General features: G+C 74.6%; 14 protein-coding genes. 2 read left to right on the forward strand and 12 right to left on the reverse strand.

Annotated features, from left to right (window positions below):
* Positions 1-46 precede the first annotated feature (46 nt).
* Positions 47-622: a phosphoribosyltransferase family protein gene (locus tag ABZ374_RS05030; protein ID WP_360306237.1), complete on the reverse strand. Its 576-nt coding sequence runs from the start codon at positions 620-622 to the stop codon at positions 47-49.
* Between the two features lie 154 nt (positions 623-776).
* On the reverse strand, positions 777-1,004 hold the full coding sequence (locus ABZ374_RS05035) for a hypothetical protein (RefSeq protein WP_020548744.1): 228 nt from the start codon (positions 1,002-1,004) through the stop codon (positions 777-779).
* A gap of 199 nt (positions 1,005-1,203) precedes the next feature.
* Between ABZ374_RS05035 and ABZ374_RS05040 the strand changes: the two genes are divergently transcribed.
* On the forward strand, positions 1,204-3,261 hold the full coding sequence (locus tag ABZ374_RS05040; RefSeq protein ID WP_360306239.1) for a protein kinase: 2,058 nt from the start codon (positions 1,204-1,206) through the stop codon (positions 3,259-3,261).
* Between the two features lie 201 nt (positions 3,262-3,462).
* Here the strand turns inward: ABZ374_RS05040 and ABZ374_RS05045 are convergent, their stop codons facing one another.
* Positions 3,463-4,572 (reverse strand): DUF2637 domain-containing protein, encoded by a 1,110-nt coding sequence (locus tag ABZ374_RS05045; RefSeq protein ID WP_360306241.1) that lies wholly within the window; start codon positions 4,570-4,572, stop codon positions 3,463-3,465.
* Between the two features lie 421 nt (positions 4,573-4,993).
* On the opposite strand from ABZ374_RS05045, the gene ABZ374_RS05050 reads away from it, so the two are divergent.
* The gene (locus ABZ374_RS05050) at positions 4,994-5,887 is read left to right on the forward strand and encodes a hypothetical protein (RefSeq protein WP_360306243.1); all 894 of its coding nucleotides are present in this window, start codon (positions 4,994-4,996) and stop codon (positions 5,885-5,887) included.
* A gap of 48 nt (positions 5,888-5,935) precedes the next feature.
* Here the strand turns inward: ABZ374_RS05050 and ABZ374_RS05055 are convergent, their stop codons facing one another.
* The 9 genes from ABZ374_RS05055 to ABZ374_RS05095 all read right to left on the reverse strand — a co-directional run bounded on the left by ABZ374_RS05055 (position 5,936) and on the right by ABZ374_RS05095 (position 20,778).
* The gene (locus ABZ374_RS05055; protein ID WP_360306461.1) at positions 5,936-6,727 is read right to left on the reverse strand and encodes an RNA methyltransferase; all 792 of its coding nucleotides are present in this window, start codon (positions 6,725-6,727) and stop codon (positions 5,936-5,938) included.
* A 77-nt stretch (positions 6,728-6,804) separates the two neighbouring features.
* A complete protein-coding gene (gene cobA / locus ABZ374_RS05060) occupies positions 6,805-8,028 on the reverse strand; it encodes a uroporphyrinogen-III C-methyltransferase (protein ID WP_360306245.1) in 1,224 nt (407 codons plus the stop codon).
* Positions 8,029-8,248: 220 nt separating this feature from the next.
* Positions 8,249-13,363, reverse strand: a complete 5,115-nt coding sequence (cobT, locus tag ABZ374_RS05065; protein WP_360306247.1) for a nicotinate-nucleotide--dimethylbenzimidazole phosphoribosyltransferase — start codon at positions 13,361-13,363, stop codon at positions 8,249-8,251.
* The gene (gene cobC / locus ABZ374_RS05070) at positions 13,360-14,463 is read right to left on the reverse strand and encodes an Rv2231c family pyridoxal phosphate-dependent protein CobC (RefSeq protein WP_360306249.1); all 1,104 of its coding nucleotides are present in this window, start codon (positions 14,461-14,463) and stop codon (positions 13,360-13,362) included. Before cobC ends, cobT begins: the two co-directional genes overlap by 4 nt.
* A 226-nt stretch (positions 14,464-14,689) precedes the next feature.
* Positions 14,690-15,157: a cobalamin biosynthesis protein gene (locus ABZ374_RS05075; protein WP_360306251.1), complete on the reverse strand. Its 468-nt coding sequence runs from the start codon at positions 15,155-15,157 to the stop codon at positions 14,690-14,692.
* A gap of 56 nt (positions 15,158-15,213) precedes the next feature.
* On the reverse strand, positions 15,214-16,428 hold the full coding sequence (gene cbiE, locus ABZ374_RS05080; protein WP_360306253.1) for a precorrin-6y C5,15-methyltransferase (decarboxylating) subunit CbiE: 1,215 nt from the start codon (positions 16,426-16,428) through the stop codon (positions 15,214-15,216).
* Positions 16,429-16,549: 121 nt separating this feature from the next.
* Entirely contained in the window at positions 16,550-18,007 is a 1,458-nt protein-coding gene (locus tag ABZ374_RS05085) for a cobyrinate a,c-diamide synthase (RefSeq protein WP_360306255.1), read from the reverse strand.
* On the reverse strand, positions 18,004-18,618 hold the full coding sequence (cobO, locus tag ABZ374_RS05090; protein WP_360306257.1) for a cob(I)yrinic acid a,c-diamide adenosyltransferase: 615 nt from the start codon (positions 18,616-18,618) through the stop codon (positions 18,004-18,006). Before cobO ends, ABZ374_RS05085 begins: the two co-directional genes overlap by 4 nt.
* An 87-nt stretch (positions 18,619-18,705) precedes the next feature.
* The gene (locus ABZ374_RS05095) at positions 18,706-20,778 is read right to left on the reverse strand and encodes a putative cobaltochelatase (RefSeq protein WP_360306259.1); all 2,073 of its coding nucleotides are present in this window, start codon (positions 20,776-20,778) and stop codon (positions 18,706-18,708) included.
* Positions 20,779-20,884 lie beyond the last annotated feature (106 nt).

Consider the following 20,884-nt stretch of genomic DNA (forward strand, 5'->3'; position numbering starts at 1 on the left):
CGCGCCGGGGGCGATCGCCCCCGCGCCGGCGCGGCCCGGTTCGGGCTCAGGCCGGCAGGTCGTCCTCGGTGAGCAGGCCACGCACGTCGAGTCGGGCCCGCACGTGCGGCGCGCACGCGTCCACCACGACCGCCGCGCCGATCCAGTCGGCGCCGGCCTCGGTGACCATCCGCCGCACGGCGCTGGCCTGCGCGCCGGTCTCGATCCACTCGTCGACCAGGAGCACGCGATCGCCCGGGCGGAACAGCCGGCCGGGGACCACCAGGGTGAGGCCGCCGTCCTGGTATTCGGGTGGGGTGGCGGCGCGCAACATGGGGTCCTCGCCGGGCCGCCCCCCGTCGCCCACGATCCGTCGATCCTTGCGGATCTCGACGAAGCCGACGCCCAGGTGCAGCGCCGTGATCGGCCCCAGGACCAGACCTCGGGTCTCGATGCCGACGATCAGGGTGGGCCGCGCCTCCGCGTGCAGCGCGCCGAGTCCGGGACCGAGCATGGCCAACACCTCGGGGTCGTGCCACCAGCCGGACGCGTCGGCGAAGGTGCCCCACGGGGTCTCCCGCCAGGTGAACGCGTCCGCGAGTCGCCGCGCGATGGCTCCCACGCTGCCCTGACGGCTCGTCACCTAGGCGCACCCCGTTCCGTTCCCGCACCGGCATGTCCGGATCTTCGACCGGACAGGCTACCGGTGCGGGTCGGCTCGGATCCGCGAACCCGCCCCGGGCGGCCCGCACTCGACCGCTAGCACCCGACGGCCGACCGAGCCACCGGACAACGCGTCAGTCGGCGCCGGGGCGGTCCAACGGCTGCTCGACCAGTGCGAGCACCCGACTGGCCATGAACCGCGCGGTGCGCACCACGGTGCCCGTCCGGGTCAGTTCGCTCACCTCGACGACACCGCGGCGGACCGCGACATCCAGCCGGCGCCCCGCGCGCGTCGCGGTCATCTCGTAGGTCTTGGTGCTGTCGCCCGCGTCGACCACTATCTCGACCCGATCGCCCTTCATACGTGCCCCCTTCGACCGATTACCCCCATCTTCTCCCACAGGTCCGACATCGACCGTCTCCCCGATGCGGGTGGTCCGGCGCCGACTCCGGGGCGCCTTACCGCGCCGGGCACCGGCGTTCCTCTAACGTGTGTCGCACACAGGGGATTCGGGCACACGACACCCGGACGACGGCAACACGCGAGGGGATCGGGCACACATGACGATGGTGCGGCTGCGACGGCAGGATCCGCGCATCGTCGGTTCGTATCGGTTGTTGCGTCGGCTCGGCGCCGGCGGCATGGGCGTGGTCTATCTCGGCGTGGACCGACACGGCAACCGGGTCGCGCTCAAGCTGATCCGCCAAGAGCTGGCCGGGAACCCGGAGTTCCGCTCCCGGTTCGCCCGCGAGGTGGACGCCGCAAGGATGGTCCGCGGCAATCGCACGGCCGCCCTCGTGGACGCCGACGCGAGCGCCGACCGCCCCTGGCTGGCCACCGTCTACGTGCCCGGCCCCTCGCTGCAGCGCCGAGTCGGCGATCGCGGCCCGCTGGGCTGTCTGGACCTGGCCCGGGTCGGCTCGGCGGTGGCCGACGGCCTGGTGTCCGTACACGCGGTCGGCGTCGTGCACCGCGACGTGAAGCCGTCGAACATCCTGCTGTCCCCCGACGGGCCGCAGATCATCGACTTCGGCATCGCCTACGCGGACGGCGCGGGCACCCTGACGGTGACCGGAACCGCGGTCGGCTCACCGGGATTTCTGGCCCCGGAGCAGGTGCGCGGGCAGACCGTCACCCCGGCCACCGACATATTCGCGCTGGGCGTCACGCTGGCCTACGCGGGCCGCGGCGCACCGCCGTTCGGGTCGGGGCCGGTGGACGCGCTGCTGTACCGCGTCGTGCACGAGGAGCCGGATCTGGAGGGGGTGCCGGAGCAGGTGGTGCCGTTGATCTCGGCCTGCCTGTCCAAGGACCCCCGGATGCGACCGTCCGCCGAACAGGTACGCGAACGGCTGGCCGCGATCGCACGCCAACGCGAGGCCGAACGCGGCACCCCGAGCCGCGGATCGGCCGCGGCGGCGACCGCGTCCGGCTCGGCCCCGGTCGCCGCCGCGGGCCGGACCGACGGCGGCCGGACGGTTCCCACTCCGACGCGCGAGCGGGATCGGGACCGGGCCAGGCGTGAGGCGGCCCGCCGGGACGGTGCGCGGCGGGACGAGGACACCCGGCCCGAGCGCGCCGCGGCGAGCCGGGCCGAGTCGGGACGGGCGGAGGCCGGGCGGGTGCCGGTCGAGGGACGTTCGACGTCCCGCCCCGAGTCGGGCCGGCACGAGTCGACCCGACCCGACGGCGGGCGACCGGACCCGCGGGCGCACGAGGGGCGTGGGTCGGACGGCCGCGGCCACGAGGGACGTGGGCACGAGGGGCGCACGACGGAGGCCGGGCGGGCGGAGCCGGTGCGGCACGAGCCGGGTCGGGCCGACGCGGGGCGACCCGACGGCGGGCGACACGACGTCACTCGCGGCGAACGCGGCGAACGCAACGAGCCGACGCGCGGTGCCACGCCGGACCGGCAGGAGCGTCCGGACCGCACCGACGCCAAACGCGCCGGCCGGGTCGATCACGGGCCGCGCTCGCGGGCGGGGAGCACCGCCGGCACCCCGCACCGACGCCGGCCCGAGGACCGACGGCGGTTGCTGATCCAGCAGTTGATCGTGTTCGTCGTGGTGACCGCGATCGCCGCGTTCGCCATCGCCGCGTTCCAGAACGACGACGGCGACGACAAGGACGACACCAAGACCTCGACGGTCGCCCAACCCGCGCCGCCACCGCCGGGCCCGGGCGCGTTCCGGATCGGTCCGGCACACGGCTCCATCCCGATCGTCGGCTGGTCCGACCGCACCTACGCGGACCCTTCCGCCGGCGGCGCCACCGTCACCCTCACCGACGGCTCGGCGGTGGTCGGCAGTGACCGGGTCACCCTCGGCGACGTGGTCCCGGCGAGCCTGGACGGCGCGCCGGCCGTGATCGTGGTGCTCACCCGCTCCCCCGGGGCGGGCGGCCCGCCGACCCATCTGGTCGAGCTCTACCGGTTCGCCGACGGCACCCCGGTCGCGGTCGCGGCGCTGGCCACGGCCGCCGACCTGCAGGCGGTCGCCACCCGGTGGACGGTGGTGGACGGCGCGATCGTGCGCATCCAGTCCTACGTGGACGTCGCCGACGTGACGACCCGCTACGTGGTCGGCCCCGACGGCGTACTGGTCCCGGCCGGGGTCTGAGCGGCAAGCCCGGAGGGAAAGCCCACCGGTCCCCGACCCGGCCGAACCCCACACCGGGCGAGGGCGGTTCCCCACTCGGGGCACGACAGGACAACGAGCGGGACGTAGCCACCCGACGCACGAGGAGGGGCACCCGGCCGAAGCCGGGTGCCCCTCCTCGTGGCGATCACATCTCGTCGCGTCGGATCGCGCGGTCCGGGCTCAGCCGAACTGGCGCTCCAGGTCCTTCAGTTTGCGCTCCAGCGAGTCGAGCCGGGGCAACGTCATGGTGTCGTCCTCGGCGGTGAGGTCGATGACGTCGCGCCGCTCGCCACCGGTGCCGGCCGTCGCAGGGAGCTCGCTCGCTCGCGCGGAGGGGGCAAGAGCCGGACGGCCGGAAGGGTTGTTCGAGTCGGCTGAGCCGCCGTGGCCGGAAACGTCGTTTCCGGCTATAGCAGGCTCCGAGAGTGCTTCGGAGCCGCCACCTCCCGGCAGAGCAGCCATTTCCTGACGCGCGGCGCCGCGGCGGCCGAAGTGCCCGCCACCGCCCTCACCACGACTGAGCGCCTTGAGCTGCGCCCGCTCCCGCTTGCCGTCGATCCGCCGACGCTCGCGATCGTCCTGCTTGGCCCGCTTGTCCTCGCGGACCTCCTCGACGGCCTCGTCGAGGGTGCGCACACCTTCGAGCAGCATGAGCGACCACGCGTTGAACGTCTCGTGCGGGGCACGCAACCAACGCACGATCCGGATCTGCGGCAACGGACGTGGGACCAAGCCCTGTTCGCGCAACGCGGCCCGGCGGGTCTGCTTGAGCGCGCGGTCGAACAGGACGGCGGCGGAGAGCGACATACCGGCGAAGAACTGCGGCGCACCGGCGTGCATGTCGCCACGCGGCGCGTGCACCCAGTTGAACCAGGCCGAGGCACCGGCGAACGTCCAGACGAGTATCCGCGAACCGAGCGCCGCGTCACCGTGGCTGGCCTCGCGCACGGCGAGCACGGAGCAGAACATCGCCGCACCGTCGAGCCCGAAGGGCACCAGGTATTCCCAGCCGTTGGCCAAGCCGAGGTTCTCCCGGCCGAAGCCGACCAGGCCGTGGAACGACAGGGCGGCCGCGACACCGGCACAGACGAACAGCAGGGTGTACGAGGCGACCCCGTACATCAGTTCCTTGCGCCGCCGGCGGTCCTGCTCACGCTCCCAGTTGTCGGATCCTTCCCCGGTATCCGTCGCGTCGACCTTGCGGCGTCGGACGACCAGATACGCCACAAGCGCCATAAGGGCGACCAGTTCCGCCAAGCCGACGAGGGCCCAGGCCAGGGGTACACCCATGATCTCCAACGAGCTTTGCCTCGCTTCCCGTTCCTGATCCGATTGCGCGGCGTCCCATACTGGCGGAATTTCGCCTGGTGCGGGTCGAATCCACCGAATATCCCGCGTGTGGGTGACAGGACATTCCCCTGCACAACCACATTTTCGGCCGCCCGTGCGACCCCAACAGGCCACTGCGCCAATCGGGGCGACGCTCGACCGTACTGCACTTCCGCGCACACGCTAGTCCAAGATCACATTCGATCGAAATTGGCATGACACGATCGGCATGTCGTGGGAGAAATCAGGGAAGGTCTTGACGCCCATTTCCGATCGATCGGAAGAAACATCTCAAGAAACGCAAGAAAGAGGGAAGCGGATCACTGCCAACCAATCGCGCAAACGCTCACTTTCGGGCGCGAATCAGGACGCGAACGATCGGATGAAACTGCACCGGACCTTCGCTTACCTGGACGGACGACCCTACACGCTGATCACCTTGCGACCGTCGACCACGACCCGGTTCGCCGTCAACCACTTCCACGACTCCTGGCACGTGCTCTCCGACCGGGCCGGCGCCCTGCTGTTCGCCCGGCTGTCGTGGGGCCTGGCCTACGGGCGGCACGAGAACACCGTCGTAGTCATCGACCGGCGGTTCCTGGACCCGACCCCCTTCGAGGCGGAACCCTCGCTGCCCATCGTGCTGTTCGCGACCGAGCGCACGCCGTTCGGTGGCCGCGCCGCGCGCGATCTGCGCCGGGTGTTGCCCACCCTGGGCACACCGACCGCCACCGTGCGTTGGCACACCCACGGGTTGACCACCGCACTGGCCGACCGCGCCGCCTGGCAGCGCAAGCACCCGGCGCCCCCGGTGAATCGGGAGCGCGAGCACCGGCACAAGCGCAAGCCGCACCACACCGTGCGCGACGGTCTGTTGGTACTGCCCGGAACCACCGGGACGCTGCTGCACGACGCGGTGTCGATCGCGAGCCTGACGGTGTCCGGCAGGGCGCCGGTGGCCTACGAGTACCTGCACCGGTACGCGTTCCAGATCTTCCACGACTACCGACGCCGGGTCGGCGCGGCGCGCACCGCCCGCCGCGAAATCGAGGCACTGCCGGTGCCACCGGATCGGTTCACCGGTCGGGGCTACTACGCCGAGGACGCGGTCCGCCGGCACATCTGGGTGCGCGGCACCGAGATCCGCAAGGAACGCATGCGCGGCCGACGGGTCACGCGTCGGCCCGCGCTCTACCGGACCCACTCGATCAACGAGATCCAGCGATCGGGCAAGACCCCGTTCGAACGCCTGGCGAACATCCCCGTCGACGAATGAGCCCGCGACAGGCGCGCCGCCGACCCGTGCGCCCGGGGCCGCCGCGGCTCACCCGTAGCTCACCGCGTAGAAGGCGACCGCCGCCGCGGCACCCACATTGAGCGAGTCGACCCCGTGCGACATCGGGATCCGCACGAGTCGATCGGCCGCGGCGAGCGCCTTCGCGGTCAACCCGGGACCCTCGGCGCCGAGCATCAGCGCACACCGTTCCAGGTCGGCCGCCGGCAGTTCGTTCAGCGCGACCGACCCCGGCGCGGGAGTCAGCGCGAGCAGGGTCAGACCGGCCCCGCGCAGCGCGTCCAGCCCACCGGGCCACGGCTCCAGGCGGGCGTAGGGCACCGAGAAAACGGCACCCATCGAAACCTTGACCGAACGCCGATACAACGGATCCGCACAATCGGGCGACAACAACACGGCGTCCATGCCCAGAGCCGCCGCACCGCGGAAGATCGCGCCCACGTTGGTGTGATCGTTGACGCCCTCCAGGACCGCGACCCGACGCGCCCCCGCCACCACGTCGGCGGCCGCCGGCAGCGGCTTGCGGCCCATCGAGGCGAGCGCGCCACGATGTACCTGATAGCCCGTCACCCGCTCGACCACGTCCGGACTGCCCACGTACACCGGCACGTCGGCGGTCTCGATCACCTCCGCCATGGTCTCGATCCAGCGCTGCGAGAGCAGCATCGAGCGCATCGGGTATCCCGCCGCCAACGCGCGGCGGATCACCTTCTCGCCCTCCGCCATGAACAGCCCCTCGGCCGGTTCGCGGCGGCGGCGCAATTCCACGTCGGTCAGGTCGGTGTAGTCGACGAGGCGCGCGTCGGCGGGGTCGTCGAGCATGATCACGGGCACCGCCCCAGTGTCCCAGCCGCGGCCCGGCCACCCGGGACCGCCCTCGGACCGCGGCCGGCTCGCGGTCAGCCCGACAGCGCCACCACGTCGCCAACCACCACGATCGCCGGCGGCCGAATCCCCTGCGCCACCACATCGGCGGCGGCCGAGGCCAACGTCGTGCGCAACACCCGCTGGGTGGCCATGGTGCCCTCCTGGATCACCGCCACCGGAGTCGTCCCCGCCCGCCCGTGCGCCAGCAGCGCCGAGGTGATCGGCCCGAGTCGCTCCACCGCCATCAGCAGCACCAACGTGCCGCGCAGCCCGGCCAGCGCCGCCCAGTCCACCAGCGAGCGCGGATCCTCCGGCGCGACATGCCCGGAAACCACCACGAACTCGTGCGCCACGCCCCGGTGGGTGACCGGGATGCCGGCTATCGCGGGCACCGAGATCGCGCTGGTGATCCCGGGCACCACCAGGCACGGCACCCCGGCCTCGGCACACGCGAGCGCCTCCTCGAAGCCCCGACCGAAGACATAGTTGTCGCCGCCCTTGAGCCGGACCACGAACCGGCCCGCCTTGGCGTGCTCGATCATCGCGGCGTTGATCGCCTCCTGGGCCATCGCCCGTCCGTACGGGATCTTCGCCGCGTCGATCACCTCGACATGCGGCGGCAACTCGCCCAGCAGCGCGCGCGGGCCCAGCCGGTCGGCGATCACCACGTCGGCCTCGGCGAGCAGTCGCCGCCCGCGCACGGTGATCAGGTCCGGGTCGCCGGGTCCGCCACCGACCAGGGCCACTCCGGGCAACGCGCCGATCGGGCGCTCCCCGCGAGCGGCCAGCGAACCGTCGTGCAGGCCCTCGACGATGCGATCGCGCACGCCCGCGGCGCGCCGCGGGTCGCCGCCCGCGAGCACGGCCACGGTCAAACCGTCGTGTCGCCCGCTCGCCGGCGTCCACGCGCTGGCGTGCGACGCGTCGTCGCAGCGCACGCAGAACACCCGCAGCGCCTCGGCGTCGGCGGCCACCGCCTCGTTGACCTCGGCCACGTCGGTGGCGGCCAGCGCGTACCACGCGCCGTCCAGGTCACCGGGCGCGTAGGCGCGCGGCAACCAACGCAGTTCGCCGCCGGTCGCCATGCCCTCGACCGCCGGCGTCGCCTCGGGGGCGACCACGAGCACGTCCGCGCCCGCGTCGAGCAGGGCGGGCAGTCGGCGCTGGGCGACCGTACCGGCGCCGACCACGACGACCCGGCGTCCTTCCAGACGCAGGCCGGCGGGATAGGCGGGAGGACCAGGGAGTCGGGACATCGTTCTCACTTTTCCGGGTGGCGCGGGGTGCGCTGCGTACGGTGTTTCTTGATCTTTCGGTGCACGGACGGTTGCTGCCTCGGCGGCGGTCCCCACGATCCCGGTATCGCTCCGGTGTCGCGTCGGCCGTCGCCTGGGCGGTTTTTCCGCGCGGAAAGGGCACCTCTGCCACTCCATCGTGGCGGAGGTGCCCTTCGGCTGCTGCGGGCGGGGGTGGAAATCAGTCGGTTTTGCCGCTGACTCCCGCCGCGTCGAACGTGGCCACATCGTGCAGTACGCGGACCGCACTCTGCACCAGGGGCAGGGCGAGCACCGCGCCGGTGCCCTCGCCGAGCCGCATCTCCAACTCGACCAGCGGACGCAGCGACAACTTCGCCAGGGCCGCCGCGTGGCCGGGTTCGGCCGACCGGTGACCCGCGACGCACGCCTGGATCGACTCCGGCGCGATGGCCTGCGCGACCAGGGCCGCCGCACCGGCGATCACCCCGTCGAGCACGACCGGTACGCGCAGCGCCGCCGCGCCGATGATGTAGCCGGCGAGCGCCGCGTGCTCCAGACCGCCGATCGCGGCCAGTACGCCGATCGGGTCACCGGGATCGGGTTCGTGCCGCGCCAGCGCCGCCTTGACCACCTCGATCTTGCGCCGGTGCGTGGCATCGTCGATGCCCGTCCCGCGACCGGTGATCTCGGCCGGCTCCATCCCGGTGAACACCGAGATCAGCGCGGCGGACGCGGTGGTGTTCGCGATCCCCATGTCGCCGGTGAGCAGACCCCGGTTGCCGGCGGTGACCAGGTCCCGGGCGGTCTCGATGCCGACCTCGATGGCCGCGATCGCCTCCTCGCGGGTCATCGCGGGGCCCTGGGTCATGTCCGCGGTGCCCGGCCGGATCCGGCGCGGCAGCAGTCCGGTCGCGTTCGGCAGCTCGGTCGCGACGCCGACGTCGACGACGCACACCTCGACACCGATCTGCTTGGCGAACGCGTTGACCACCGCGCCGCCGGCGAGGAAGTTGCCCACCATCTGGGCGGTGACCTCCTGCGGCCACGGCGACACGCCCTGCGCGTGCACCCCGTGGTCGGCGGCGAACACCGCGACCGCGGCGGGCTCCGGGATCGGCGGCGGGAAGGTCCGGGCCAGCCCGGACAACTGCGCGCCGATCGTCTCCAGGATGCCCAGCGAGCCGGGCGGCTTGGTCATATTGCGCTGGTGCTCCCACGCCGCGCCCAACGCCTTGGCGTCGAGCGGACGCACCGATTGCAACGTCTCGTCGAGCAGGCTGACCGGCTCCTCGCCGGGCAGACCGCGGCGACCGTAGGTCTCCTCGTGCACCACCCAGGACAGCGGTCGGGCCTTGGCCCAGCCCGAGGTGGCCAGCTCCGGCTCGTCGGGGAACGCGTCCACGTAGCCCACGCACAGGTAGGCGACCACGTCGATGTGTTCGGGCAGACCCAGTGCCGTGGCCAGCTCGCGCTCGTCGAAGAAGCTCACCCAGCCGACCCCGAGGCCCTCGGCCCGGGCGGCCAGCCACAGGTTCTCCACCGCGAGCGCGCTGGAGTAGGGGCCCATCTGCGGTTGGGTGTGCCGGCCCAGCGTGTGCCGGCCGCCGCGGGTGGAGTCCACGGTGACCACGATGTTGACCGGGGTCTCCAGGATCGCCTCGACCTTGATCTCCAGGAACTGCTTGGCCCGGGCCTTGGGCAGCGAGGTGGCGTACGCCTCGCGCTGCCGCTGGGCCAGTTCCTGGACGGTGACCCTGGTTTCCTCGGAGCGGATCACCACGAAGTCCCACGGCTGCGAGTAGCCGACGCTGGGCGCCGCGTGCGCGGCCTCCAACACCCGGACCAGGACGTCGTCCGGCACCGGGTCGGGCCGGAAGCCGGCTCGGACGTCCCGGCGCTCGCGCATCACCCGATGCACCGCCTCGCGCGCCGCGTCGTCGTAACCGGGAGCGGCGGGGCCGCGCTCGATCTCGGGCTCGGGCTCCGCCTCCGCCTCCGGCGTCGCGTCGTCCCCGGGGGTGGGCGTGGACTCGGCCGCGGGCGCTTCGGGTGCCTCGGGCGCCGGTTCCTCGGCCGACGGCGCGGGGTCGGCCGGCGCCGGCGGCTCGGCGGCCACCGGCTCGGAGGCGGGCAGCAGCACGGTGACCGCGGTCGCCGAGACGGGCTCGCCCTCGGGCTCGGCGGGCGCGGGCACCCGGGGTGCGACCGCGTCGGCCTGCCCGCCCTGGGCCGGGTCCGCCGCCGGGGTGCCGACCGGCTCGGCCGGCGGCGGCGGAATCCTGGGGATCTCGCCGCTTCCGCCGGCGACCGCGGGCTGCGGCTGCGGCTGCGGCTCGGACTCGGCGCCGGTGGTGCTCTGGGGGCCGTGCATGGCAGTGCTTTCTTCGGATGTACGGGGATCCGCCGGGCCGACCTCGACCGGCCCGGTGGGCGGCGCGGCCGGGGCGGCGGCTGCCGGGACGGACTCGGCAGCCGTCGCGGGGTGCTCGGCGGTCGGTGCGGTGGGGATCTCCTCGGCGAGGAGTTCCGCCGCGATGGACTGCGTGGTGGGTCCGGCCGGGACCGCGACGGCGGGCGCCGGGTTGCCGGGCCGGGCCTGGGCGACCTCGGCCGACGCGTCGCCGGCCGGCGCGTCGCCGGCCGGCGCGTCGCCGGCCGGCGCGACAGGTGTCGCCTCGACGGACGCGTCGCCCGCTTCGACCGCAGCCGGCGCGGCCTCGGCGACCGACTCGGGGCCGGAACCGCTCGGGGCCGGCTGCTCGGCGGGCGCCGGGACCGGGACGGCCTCGGCGACGGGTCGTGCGTCGGCCACCTCCTCGGCGGGCGGCGCGGGCGGCGCGGCCTGCTCGACGGGCGCGGCCGTCGCCGGTGGCCCGGTCGGCGTGACCGGCGCACCTTGAGCAGCCGACCCGGCCTGCTCCACGGGCCCGGGCGCGACGGGCACCACCGGCGGCACCGGCTGGGCCGCGGGTGCGGACTGCGCCACCGGAGTCGGCTGCGCGGCCGACTCGGCCTGCACCGCCGCCTCGGCCGGCACCACCGGCGTGGCCTGCCCGACCGGCGCGGCCGGTTGCTCCGGAGCGGCCTGCGCGAGCGGTACGGCCGCCTCGGTGGTCGGCACGGTCGGGGCCGGCGCGGCCGGCTCCGCCGCCTCGGTGGGCGCACTCGGCGCCACCGGAGCCACACCCTGCTCCGGAACCGCCGCTTCGCCCGCCCCGCCGTCGGCGGGCGCCACGGCCGCGACGGCCTCCGGCGCGACCGCGACGGACTCGGCCTGCGGCTCGGCCTCCGGCGCGGCCGGTGGCGCAGCGGCCACGACCGACGGCGCGGCGTTCGCATCATGGGACGGCTGATCGGCCGCAACGGGCTCCGCCGGTACGGGCGGTGCGACCGGCGCACGCTGCGCCGGCACCTCCGCCACCGTCGGACCCGCGGTCGCCACCGGCGCTTGCGGTGCCGCGACCGCAGCGGCGACGGGCGCGACCGGCTCGGCCGCCGGCTCGGCGACCGCGGCCTCCTCGGCGACCTGCACGGCCACCGGCTCGGCCACCGGCTCGGGCGGTGGTACCGGCCCGAGCTGCGTTCCGACCGGAATCGCCTCGTGCTCACCCGAATCGGCCGACTCCGAGCCGGTCTCGGGCTTGCGTCGCCGCCCGCCCGTGCCTTCCGGCACGGCGGACCCGGCCGGCGGCGCCTGCTCGGCCGGCACCGCGGGCGCGACGCCCGGCTGCTCCGCGACGGCCGGCGGCGCGGATTCGACGACGGCCTCGGCCACCGCCGGAGCGGCCTCGACCGGCGCCGGCGCGACCGTCGGTTCGGCTTCGGGCACGGCCGCGACCGCCGGCACCGCCGGATCGACCCCGCCCGCCTCGATCACGGCCGGCGGCGGCACGGAAGCGGCCGCTTCCGGGCTGTCGATCGGGCCCGCGACGGGCGCGGCGGGCGGTCCGGTCAGCGCGTCGACGACCGCGTCCGGCGCGGCCTGCACGAACCTGGGATGCGCGGACTGCGGCGGCACACCCGGCAACGGCTGCGGTATGGCCGGCGCGGTGACCCCCTGCGCGTGCTCGACCACCGGCGGAGCCGGCGGCGCGGGCTGCTCGGCGACCGGCGCGGCGGGCGCGACCGCCTCGACCGGTGCGGCTGCCGCAACCGGCACCGACTCGACCGGCTGCGGCGCGGCCGGCGGCGGTACCACCGGCACCGCCTGCATCGGCGTCGGCTGCGCCGGAATACCGGTGTTCACCGCGTCCCCCACGGGATGTGCCCCGCTGTGCGGCCCGGCCTGCTGCGGCACCGGGCCGCGGCCGACCCGGCGCTGCCGACGCGGCGGCAGGGTGGTGCGCTGCGGCACCGCGGCGGCGACCGGGAACGGCGGGGTGTCCGCCGGATTCCCACCGGCCGGGGCACTCGGCTGCGCGGGCGCCGGCGGCTGCGGTGCCGGCGACTGCTCGGTCTGCTGCGGCTGGTCCACGGTCTGCGCCACGCGCACACGTTGGCGCAACCGACCGCCGGTGATCCCGGGCTGCTCGACGAACGCGCCGGCCGCCGGGTCGGGCACGGCACCCGACGGCGCCTCGGGCCCGGCCGCGGGTGCGGCCGGTGGCACGTCCGTGCCGTACTCGGCGCCCGGCTGCCCGACGATCGTCGGCACGAACCGCGGCGCGGCGGGCGGCGGTACGACGGGCACCGCCTGCGGGGGCGGCGCGGCGGGAGCGGGCACGGCCTGGGCCGGCACGCCTTGCCCGGGCACACCCTGCCCGGGCACACCCTGCCCGGGCACACCCTGCCCGGGCACACCCTGCCCGGGCATGCCCTGCACGGGCACACCCTGGGCCGGCGCCGGATACGGCTCGGCCACGCCCTGCGGTGCGCCGTACTCCCCGGGGCCGAACCCCTGGACCGGCTGCGGGACTTCCTGATGCGGCGTCATCGGGCCGGGCGGATACGGGATCTGACCGGCCGTCATCGGCGCGGCATAGGTCTCCGGCGATTCCGGCTCGTCGATGATCATCGCGGCGAACATGCCGGACTGCGGGCCGGGTACGGCGTCGTACGCCTGCTCGATCGGCGACACCGGTACCTGTCCCGAGGCGTCGTCGCCGGCCGCGGCCATGCGATCGGCCAGGGACATCCCCGGTGCGGCCGGCATCGGCACGTTCGGGTCGGCCCAGCCGGCCTGTGGCCCCGGCATCAACAGCGAGTCCTCGTCGTCCAGATCGTCGTACGGGTATGGACCGGCCGGTTCCCCCACCGGACCGGTGCCGGCGGCGTGCCTGGCGGGGGCAGGGCCCACGCCCTCCCCAGCAGGTCGGCGCTCGTCGGCTTCGCTCATGTAACTACTCCTTCCAGGGCAGCCGCGAAGGCCAGCGTCGTGGCACGATCCCGCACCGCGATCCGAAGCCAATCCGGGCCGAGGCCCGGAAAAGTGTCGGCCCGCCGAACCGCGTAGCCTCGCTCCCTCAGCTGCTCGCGGATCTCTGGGCCCCCCTCGATCCGCGCGAGCACGAACGAGGAACGGGGAACGACCGGTAGCCGAATCCCCGAAACCGTGCGCAGCCTCTCCACGAGGTACGAACGGTCAGCCGCGAGCGTAACGGCCAACGCCTCCGCCTGCGCGAGCGCCTCCGGCGTGCAGCACGCCTCGGCGGCGATCAACGCCGGTGTCGACACCGACCACAACGGCTGAGCGTCCGTGAGGATGCGCACCAGATCCGGGGAAGCCAGGACGTAACCGATTCGAAGTCCGGCCAACGCCCAGGTTTTCGTGAGACTTCGCACAACCACGAGCCCGGGCAGATCGCGTCGCTCGGCCACGCTTTCGGGCTCGCCCGGAATGGTGTCGGCGAACGCCTCGTCGACCACCAGGATTCGGCCGGGGCGCGCGAGTGCGGCGATCGTGGCCGCCGGGTGCAGCACCGAGGTGGGATTGGTCGGGTTGCCCAGGACGACCAGGTCGGCCTCGTCGGGAATCCGGGCCGGGTCGAGGGCGAAGCCGTCGTGCTCGTCCAGCAGCACCCGATGCACGGTGTGCCCGGCGGCCCGCAACGCGGCCTCGGGCTCGGTGAACTGCGGGTGCACGACCACCGCGTGCCGAGGGGTCAGGGTGCGGGCGAGCAACACGAACGCCTCGGCGGCGCCCGCCGTGGGCAACACCTCGGCGACCGGGCGCCGATGTCGCGCCGCGATGGCCGCCCGGGCCCGACCGGTGTCGGGGTAGGCGGCCAGGTCGGCCAGGCTCGCGGTGAGGCGGCGCACGAGCCACGGCGGCGGGGCCGCGAGCCGGACGTTGACCGCCAGGTCCACCAGTCCCGGCCCGATCTCCGCGTCGCCGTGGTGGCGCAGATCCACGTCCGGTGCGACGTCCGCGCCCGGTGCGCCGTCCCGTTCGTCGGGATTGGGCCCGTCGAGTTCCGTCATCGCGTCACTGCCCATGTCCGTGGTTCCGTACCCCTGCCCGGTGCCCCTGCCCCGCCCGTGTCGTTCGTGTCCATGATGGTGGTGATGGTGCCCGGTCCGACGGCCGGGGTCCCGGCGTTGACCGTGAGCCGGCACTTCCCGATCGGTTCGCGGTACGAAATCGACTGCCACATCGCCGAATCCGCCCATTCCGGTACCGATCACGGCGTTTGTTGTTCCGCTTCCCGGCTCGCCGTCACGTTCACCCGCCGGCGACCGGCCGCCGGCGGGCCACCGCGACCGTACAGCGCGGACGCGCACCCACGCCGCGCGTCTTGGCCACCAGCAACTCGCCCAACGGCAGGCCCGGTACCGGCCCCAGCAGCGCGGCGGCCTCGGCCACGCCCGGCGTGCCGACCGCCGCCCGCACCCGCTCGCTCGGATGCGGCACCGGCACCGCGGCGAGTTCCTGTGTCGCCCGCGCGAACAACGGCAGTCCGAGCAGCGCCGCTCCCCCGACCAGACCCGGCTCGTCGACCCGGGCCGTCACGGTCACCAGCGCCCACACCGCCGAACGCGCCAGACCGGCCCGCGCGAGCACGGCGCACACGCTGGCGCACACCTCCCTGGCGTCCACCCCACGCGCCGCCCCGACCCCCACCACCAGATCCGGCACCATCGACGCCGCGTCGACCGTGGCCGAATCCAGCCCCCGCGCGGCGCCCGACACCTCGACTCCCGGCGCCCGGGCGGCAGTCGCCCGCCCGCCCGACACCCGATCCGCCGTCAAGTCCGGTCCCCCCACACCACGAACACCGGATGCGCCGGTTCCAGTCGCTGGGCGCCACCGGAGACCGGCGCCAGCCGCGAAGCCTGCAACAGACAGCCCTCCACGGTGTAACCCGCACGCTCCAGCACCGCGCGCGACTCGGCCACCCGATCCACCTCGGACATCGCGGCCACGATCCGCTCCGGCCGACGCGCCGCACACGCGGCCACCGTCGAGGGCCCGCCGCCCCCGACGAACACCACGTCCGGCAACGGCAATCGGGACAACACCTCGGGGGCCTTCCCGTGCACCACCCGCACCTCGACCCCGAACCGGCCGGCGTTCTCGGCGATCAGGTCGCACCCGAACGCCTCCTGCTCGACCGCCACCACCGCCGCGCCGTGCCGCGCGCACTCGATGCCCACCGACCCGCTGCCCGCCCCTATGTCCCAGACCAGGTCGCCCAGCCGCGGCCCGAGTCGGGCCACCGCCAGCGCGCGCACCTCGGCCCGGGTGATCGCGCCCGCCCGATGCGCGTACACGTCCTCCGCCACCGCCCAGCCGCGCACCGACCCCGGAAAGCCGGGGCGTTCGCCCGCCAGCCAACCCGCCGTCGCGCCCGCCCGCAGGGCCGGCCCGATCACGATCACCACGTCCACGTCGGACCACTCGTGCTCGATCGCATGCTCGGCGGAGACCATCGAGATCTCCTCCCGATCGGTGCCCAGGCGCTCGCACACCACGAAGGTGCGCGGCACATCCGGGAGCAGCGCGGCGAGTTCGGCCGGACCCGCGCCCGGACCGGTGAGCACCGCGACCTTGCCGAACGCCCGACACACGTTCGCCGCGCGCCGCACGTCCCGCCCCAGGGCGTTGACCACCCGCGCGTCGTCCCACGGCATCGAGGCCCGCGCGAACGCCAGCGCCACCGAGGACACCGCCGGCACGATCTCCAGCTCCAGGCCGTACTCGGCCCGGCGCAACAACCGCACGATCCCGAAGAACCCGGGGTCGCCGACGGCCAACACCACCGCGACGCCGCGATGCGCGCCGATGCGTTGCGCGGCCACGTGCACGTTGCCCAGCACCATCCGCTCGGCGCCCTCGGGCACCGCGACGGCGGCCAACAGCCGTTCCGGGCCCGCCACCAGGGTCGCCGTCCGCAACGCCTGCACCGCCGCGGCCGACAGCGGCGCGCCGTCGTACCCGATCACGATCACCCGATCAGCCATGGCCATCCCCCTCGCCGCGCCGAATCCCGGGGGAGGTTCGGCGCGTGGTCACGCGGCGGCGCCCCCGAAGGGGAGCCCGTACCCGTCACGACGTCGACTCCCCCGTCCGAGGTTGCGGCGATCACCGCCCGAGCGTGCGCTCCCGCGCGCGGTCGGTAATCGGCCACGCCCGCGCGTCCGCACCCGGATCCGCGCCACCCGCGCCACCCGCGCCCGCCGGGTCCGCCGCGAGCGCGCACGACCGGGCGAACCGCCGGGCCAGATCGGGCGCGCCGGCCCAGTGCGCGTGCAGATACGACGCGTGCACCGATCCGGCGATGTGCCCTTCCAGACCCGAGTCGCCCAGACTCCACGCCGCCCGGCGCCCGGCCCGCGGCGTCAACGTCGTGCGGTGGAACTCGTGTCCGCGCACCACCCGACCGGTCGGGGCGAGCACCGAGTCGTGCGCGGCCGTCGCCTCCCGATAGCCCAGGGTCAGCCGCTCGGTCATCCGCGCGTCCGCGTCCAGCACACCGCACATCGGCGCACCGTCCAACGTCCGGGCCAGGTACAGCAGACCCGCGCACTCGGCCGCGATCGGGCCGCCGCGCGCGGCCAACGCCAGCACGTCCGCGCGCAGCGCCGAATTGGCGGACAACTCGGCCGCGTACACCTCCGGAAAGCCGCCGCCCAGCACCAGGCCCGCCGTGCCCGCCGGCAGCCGTTCGTCCCGCAGCGGGTCCACGGTGACCACCTCGGCCCCGGCCGCGCCGAGCAGTTCGGCGGTCTCCGCATAGGCGAAGGTGAACGCCGAACCGCCCGCGAGCGCGATGGTGGGCCGCCCCGGAATCGGGCCGGCCACCTCGCGCACCGGGTCCCACGGCGCGTCCGGCAGCGGACCCGCACCCGCCGCGATCCGCCGCACCCGGGCCAGGTCCACGCTGCGCGCGATCAGTTCGCCGAGCGCGTCCACCGTGCGCACGGCGTCCGCGTGCCGTTCGGCGACCGGGACCAGGCCCAGGTGCCGGGCCGGTTTGGCGATCGCTTCGTGCCGGCGCAGCACACCCAGCACCGGCATGCCGATCTCGTCCAGTGCCTCGCGCAACATGCTCTCGTGCCGGTCCGAGCCGACCCGGTTCAGGATCACCCCGGCCACGCCCACGTCCGGATCGAACGCGTCGAATCCGCGCACCAACGCGGCCACCGAGCGGCTCTGCGCCCGCGCGTCCACGACCAGGACCACCGGCGCCGCGAGCAGCCGCGCGACGTGCGCGGTGGAGGCGTATCCACCGCGCCCGGCCGCACCGTCGAACATGCCCATCACGCCCTCGACCACGGCCAGATCCGCGCCGCGCGCGCCGTGCGCGAACAGCGGCGCGATCCGCTCCTCGCCGACCAGGAACGGATCCAGGTTGCGCCCGGGCCGGCCGGCCGCGAGCGCGTGATAGCCGGGATCGATGTAGTCCGGCCCCACCTTGTGCGGCGACACCACGTCGCCGCGTCGGGTGAAGGCCGCGATCAGCCCGGTGGCGACGGTGGTCTTGCCGTGTCCGGAGGCCGGCGCGGCGATCACCACGCGCGGCAGCGCCGAAGCACTCACCACTCGATGCCTCGCTGGCCCTTTTGCCCCGCGTCCATCGGGTGCTTGATCTTGGTCATCTCGGTGACCAGATCGGCCGCCTCGATCAGGCGCGGGTCCGCGTCGCGACCGGTGATCACCACGTGCTGGCTGCCGGGCCGATCGCGCAACACCGCGACCACCTCGTCCACGTCCACCCAGCCCCACTTCATCGGATAGGTGAACTCGTCGAGCACGTACACCCGATGGGTCTCGGCGGCCAGGTCGCGCTTGATCTGCTCCCAGCCCTGGCGGGCCGCCTCGGCGTGATCGTCCTGGGTGCCCTCGCGCTGGATCCAGGACCAGCCCTCGCCCATCTTGTGCCAGGTGACCGGGCCGCCCTCGCCGGTCTCGGTGTGCAGCCGCCCGAGCGTGCGCAATACGTTCTCCTCGCCGACCTTCCACTTCGCCGACTTCACGAACTGGAACACCCCGATCGGCCAGCCCTGATTCCAGCCGCGCAGGGCCAGCCCGAACGCCGCGGTGGACTTGCCCTTGCCGGGCCCGGTGTGCACGACGACCAGGGCCCGATTGCGACGCTGACGCGTGGTCAGCCCGTCGGCGGGCACGTGCGTGGGAACGCCCTGCGGCATGATGATCTCCCTTGGTATGTGGAACGTCGGCCCTGACCGGGCACGTTGACGAAAACACGAGCGTGACACCGACCGGCGGGCCGGGCGTCAGGCCACCGAACGCACATCCCGCACCAGCCCCGCCAGACCGTCCGCCGCCAGTTCCTGCAACGTGACCACCGGAGCGCCCAGATCCCCGGCCAGCCGCGCCGCCAACCCGAGCCGAACCGGCCCGCTCTCGCAGTCCACCACCAACGACGCGACCCCCGTCGCGGCCAGCAGCCGAGCCGCCCGCCGGCTCTCGCCCAGCGCGTCCCGGCCGCCCGTCGCCCGCCCGTCGGTGACCACCACCACCAGCGCCCGGCGCAGCGGATCGCGCAGCCGCTCCACCCGCAACGTCTCGTGGGCACGCAGCAGTCCGGCCCCCACCGGGGTACGCCCGCCGGTGGGCAGCGCGGCCAGCCGGGCCGCGCCGATCTCGACCGAGGAGGTCGGCGGCAGGACCAGCGCGGCGTCCGCGCCGCGGAAGGTGACCAGGCCGACCTTGTCCCGCCGCTGGTAGGCGTCCAGGAGCAGCGACAACACCGCGCCCTTGACCGCGCTCATGCGCTTGCGCGCCGCCATCGACCCGGACGCGTCCACCACGAACAACACCAGGTTGCCCTCGCGGCCCTCCCGGACCGCCTCGCGCAGATCCGCGCGCCGCAACACCAGCCCCGCGCCGGTGCGGCCGCGCGCCTTCTGGTGCAGCGCCGCCGCCCGCACGGTGGCCGCGACGTGCAGTCGGGTCACCCGGCCGGCCGCGACCTGGGCCCCGGTGGTGCGCCCGCTCGCGGTCCGTGCGCGCGAGCGGCGCCCGGCCGCTCCCTGGCCCACCCCGGGCACCGAGAACAGCCGGGTGCGGTACGGCTCGGCCGCGGCGACGGCGGCCTGCTCGCGTCCCGTGCCGGAGGGGGCGGGCGCACCCTCGACGGACGCGTCCTCGGTACCGGGCGTCGAACCGGGCGCCGCCTCGGTCGACTTCGGCGCCTGTGTCGCGTTCCCCGACCCGTCGGAGCCGTTCGACCCGTCCGGGCCGTCGGCGTCCGACGGCGGCGACCCGCCACCGTCCGGCCCACCGTCGTCCGGCCCGTCCCCCTCCGGTTCCGGCTCGGGTTCCGGCTCCGGCTCGTCCGGGTCGCGCAGCGCCTCGTCGAGCAGTTCCTCGTCCAACCCCGGGGCGTCGAAGGGGTTGCGCCGCCGCCGGTGCGGCAACGCGAGCAGCGCCGCCCGGCGCACGTCCTGCGCCGTCACCTCGGTCCGCCCGTGCCAGGCGGCCAGCGCGATCGAGGTGCGCGCCGTGACCAGGTCCGCACGCATCCCGTCCACCTCGAACGACGCGCACACCCGCGCGATCCGCTCCAACTCGGCGTCCGGAAGCACCACATGGGCCAGCGCCGTGCGGGCACGCAGGATGCGCTCGGCCAACTCGGCGTCCTCGCCCGCCCAGCGCGCCGCGAACGCGTCGGGGTCGGCCTCGTACGCCAACCGTCGGCGCACCACCTCGGCCCGCTCGCGCGGCTCCCGGCTGGCCGCGACCTCCACGGTCAGCCCGAACCGGTCGAGCAACTGCGGTCGCAGCTCGCCCTCTTCCGGGTTCATCGTGCCCACGAGCAGGAACCGCGCGGCGTGCCGCACCGACACCCCCTCGCGTTCGACGTGCGAGGTGCCCATCGCGGCCGCGTCCAGGAGCAGGTCCACCAGGTGGTCGTGCAGCAGGTTGACCTCGTCGACGTACAGCACGCCCCGGTGGGCCGCGGCCAACAGGCCGGGCTCGTACGCCTTGACGCCCTCGGTCAGGGCGCGCTCGATGTCCAGCGAGCCGGCCAGTCGGTCCTCGCTGGCGCCGACCGGCAGTTCGACCAGGCGCGCGGCGCGGGCGCTCCCGCCGATCGCCGCGTCGTGCGGGCCGTCCGGGCAGTGCGGGTCCGGGGCGTCCGGATCACAGGAGAAGCGGCAACCGGGCACCACCGCGACCTCGGGCAGTTGGCCGGCGAGGGCCCGCACCATGGTCGACTTGGCGGTGCCCTTCTCGCCGCGCACGAGCACGCCACCGACCGCGGGCGAGACCGCGTTGAGGACGAGCGCCAGCCGCAGATCGGCCAGGCCCACGATCGCGGAGAACGGGTACGCGGCGCTCACCGGCGGGCTCCCGCGCCGGATATGCCGTCAGTTGTCACAAAGCACGCAGGCATGCGCCGTCGGCCTCCCTCGGGTGTCCACGCCCTGGTCGGTTGCGGAACCCGCG

The organism is Embleya sp. NPDC005971 (assembly GCF_040629175.1).
Classification (GTDB): domain Bacteria; phylum Actinomycetota; class Actinomycetes; order Streptomycetales; family Streptomycetaceae; genus Embleya.

What these genes read in the sequence shown, in the direction of transcription:
- cbiE (WP_360306253.1), bottom strand. Translation starts at nt 16,428, where the DNA reads ATGGCTGATCGGGTGATCGTGATCGGGTACGACGGCGCGCCGCTGTCG.
- ABZ374_RS05045 (WP_360306241.1), bottom strand. Translation starts at nt 4,572, where the DNA reads ATGGGTGTACCCCTGGCCTGGGCCCTCGTCGGCTTGGCGGAACTGGTC.
- ABZ374_RS05055 (WP_360306461.1), bottom strand. Translation starts at nt 6,727, where the DNA reads ATGCTCGACGACCCCGCCGACGCGCGCCTCGTCGACTACACCGACCTG.
- cobT (WP_360306247.1), bottom strand. Translation starts at nt 13,363, where the DNA reads ATGAGCGAAGCCGACGAGCGCCGACCTGCTGGGGAGGGCGTGGGCCCT.
- cobO (WP_360306257.1), bottom strand. Translation starts at nt 18,618, where the DNA reads ATGCCGCAGGGCGTTCCCACGCACGTGCCCGCCGACGGGCTGACCACG.
- cobC (WP_360306249.1), bottom strand. Translation starts at nt 14,463, where the DNA reads ATGGGCAGTGACGCGATGACGGAACTCGACGGGCCCAATCCCGACGAA.
- ABZ374_RS05040 (WP_360306239.1), top strand. Translation starts at nt 1,204, where the DNA reads ATGACGATGGTGCGGCTGCGACGGCAGGATCCGCGCATCGTCGGTTCG.
- cobA (WP_360306245.1), bottom strand. Translation starts at nt 8,028, where the DNA reads ATGTCCCGACTCCCTGGTCCTCCCGCCTATCCCGCCGGCCTGCGTCTG.
- ABZ374_RS05035 (WP_020548744.1), bottom strand. Translation starts at nt 1,004, where the DNA reads ATGAAGGGCGATCGGGTCGAGATAGTGGTCGACGCGGGCGACAGCACC.
- ABZ374_RS05050 (WP_360306243.1), top strand. Translation starts at nt 4,994, where the DNA reads ATGAAACTGCACCGGACCTTCGCTTACCTGGACGGACGACCCTACACG.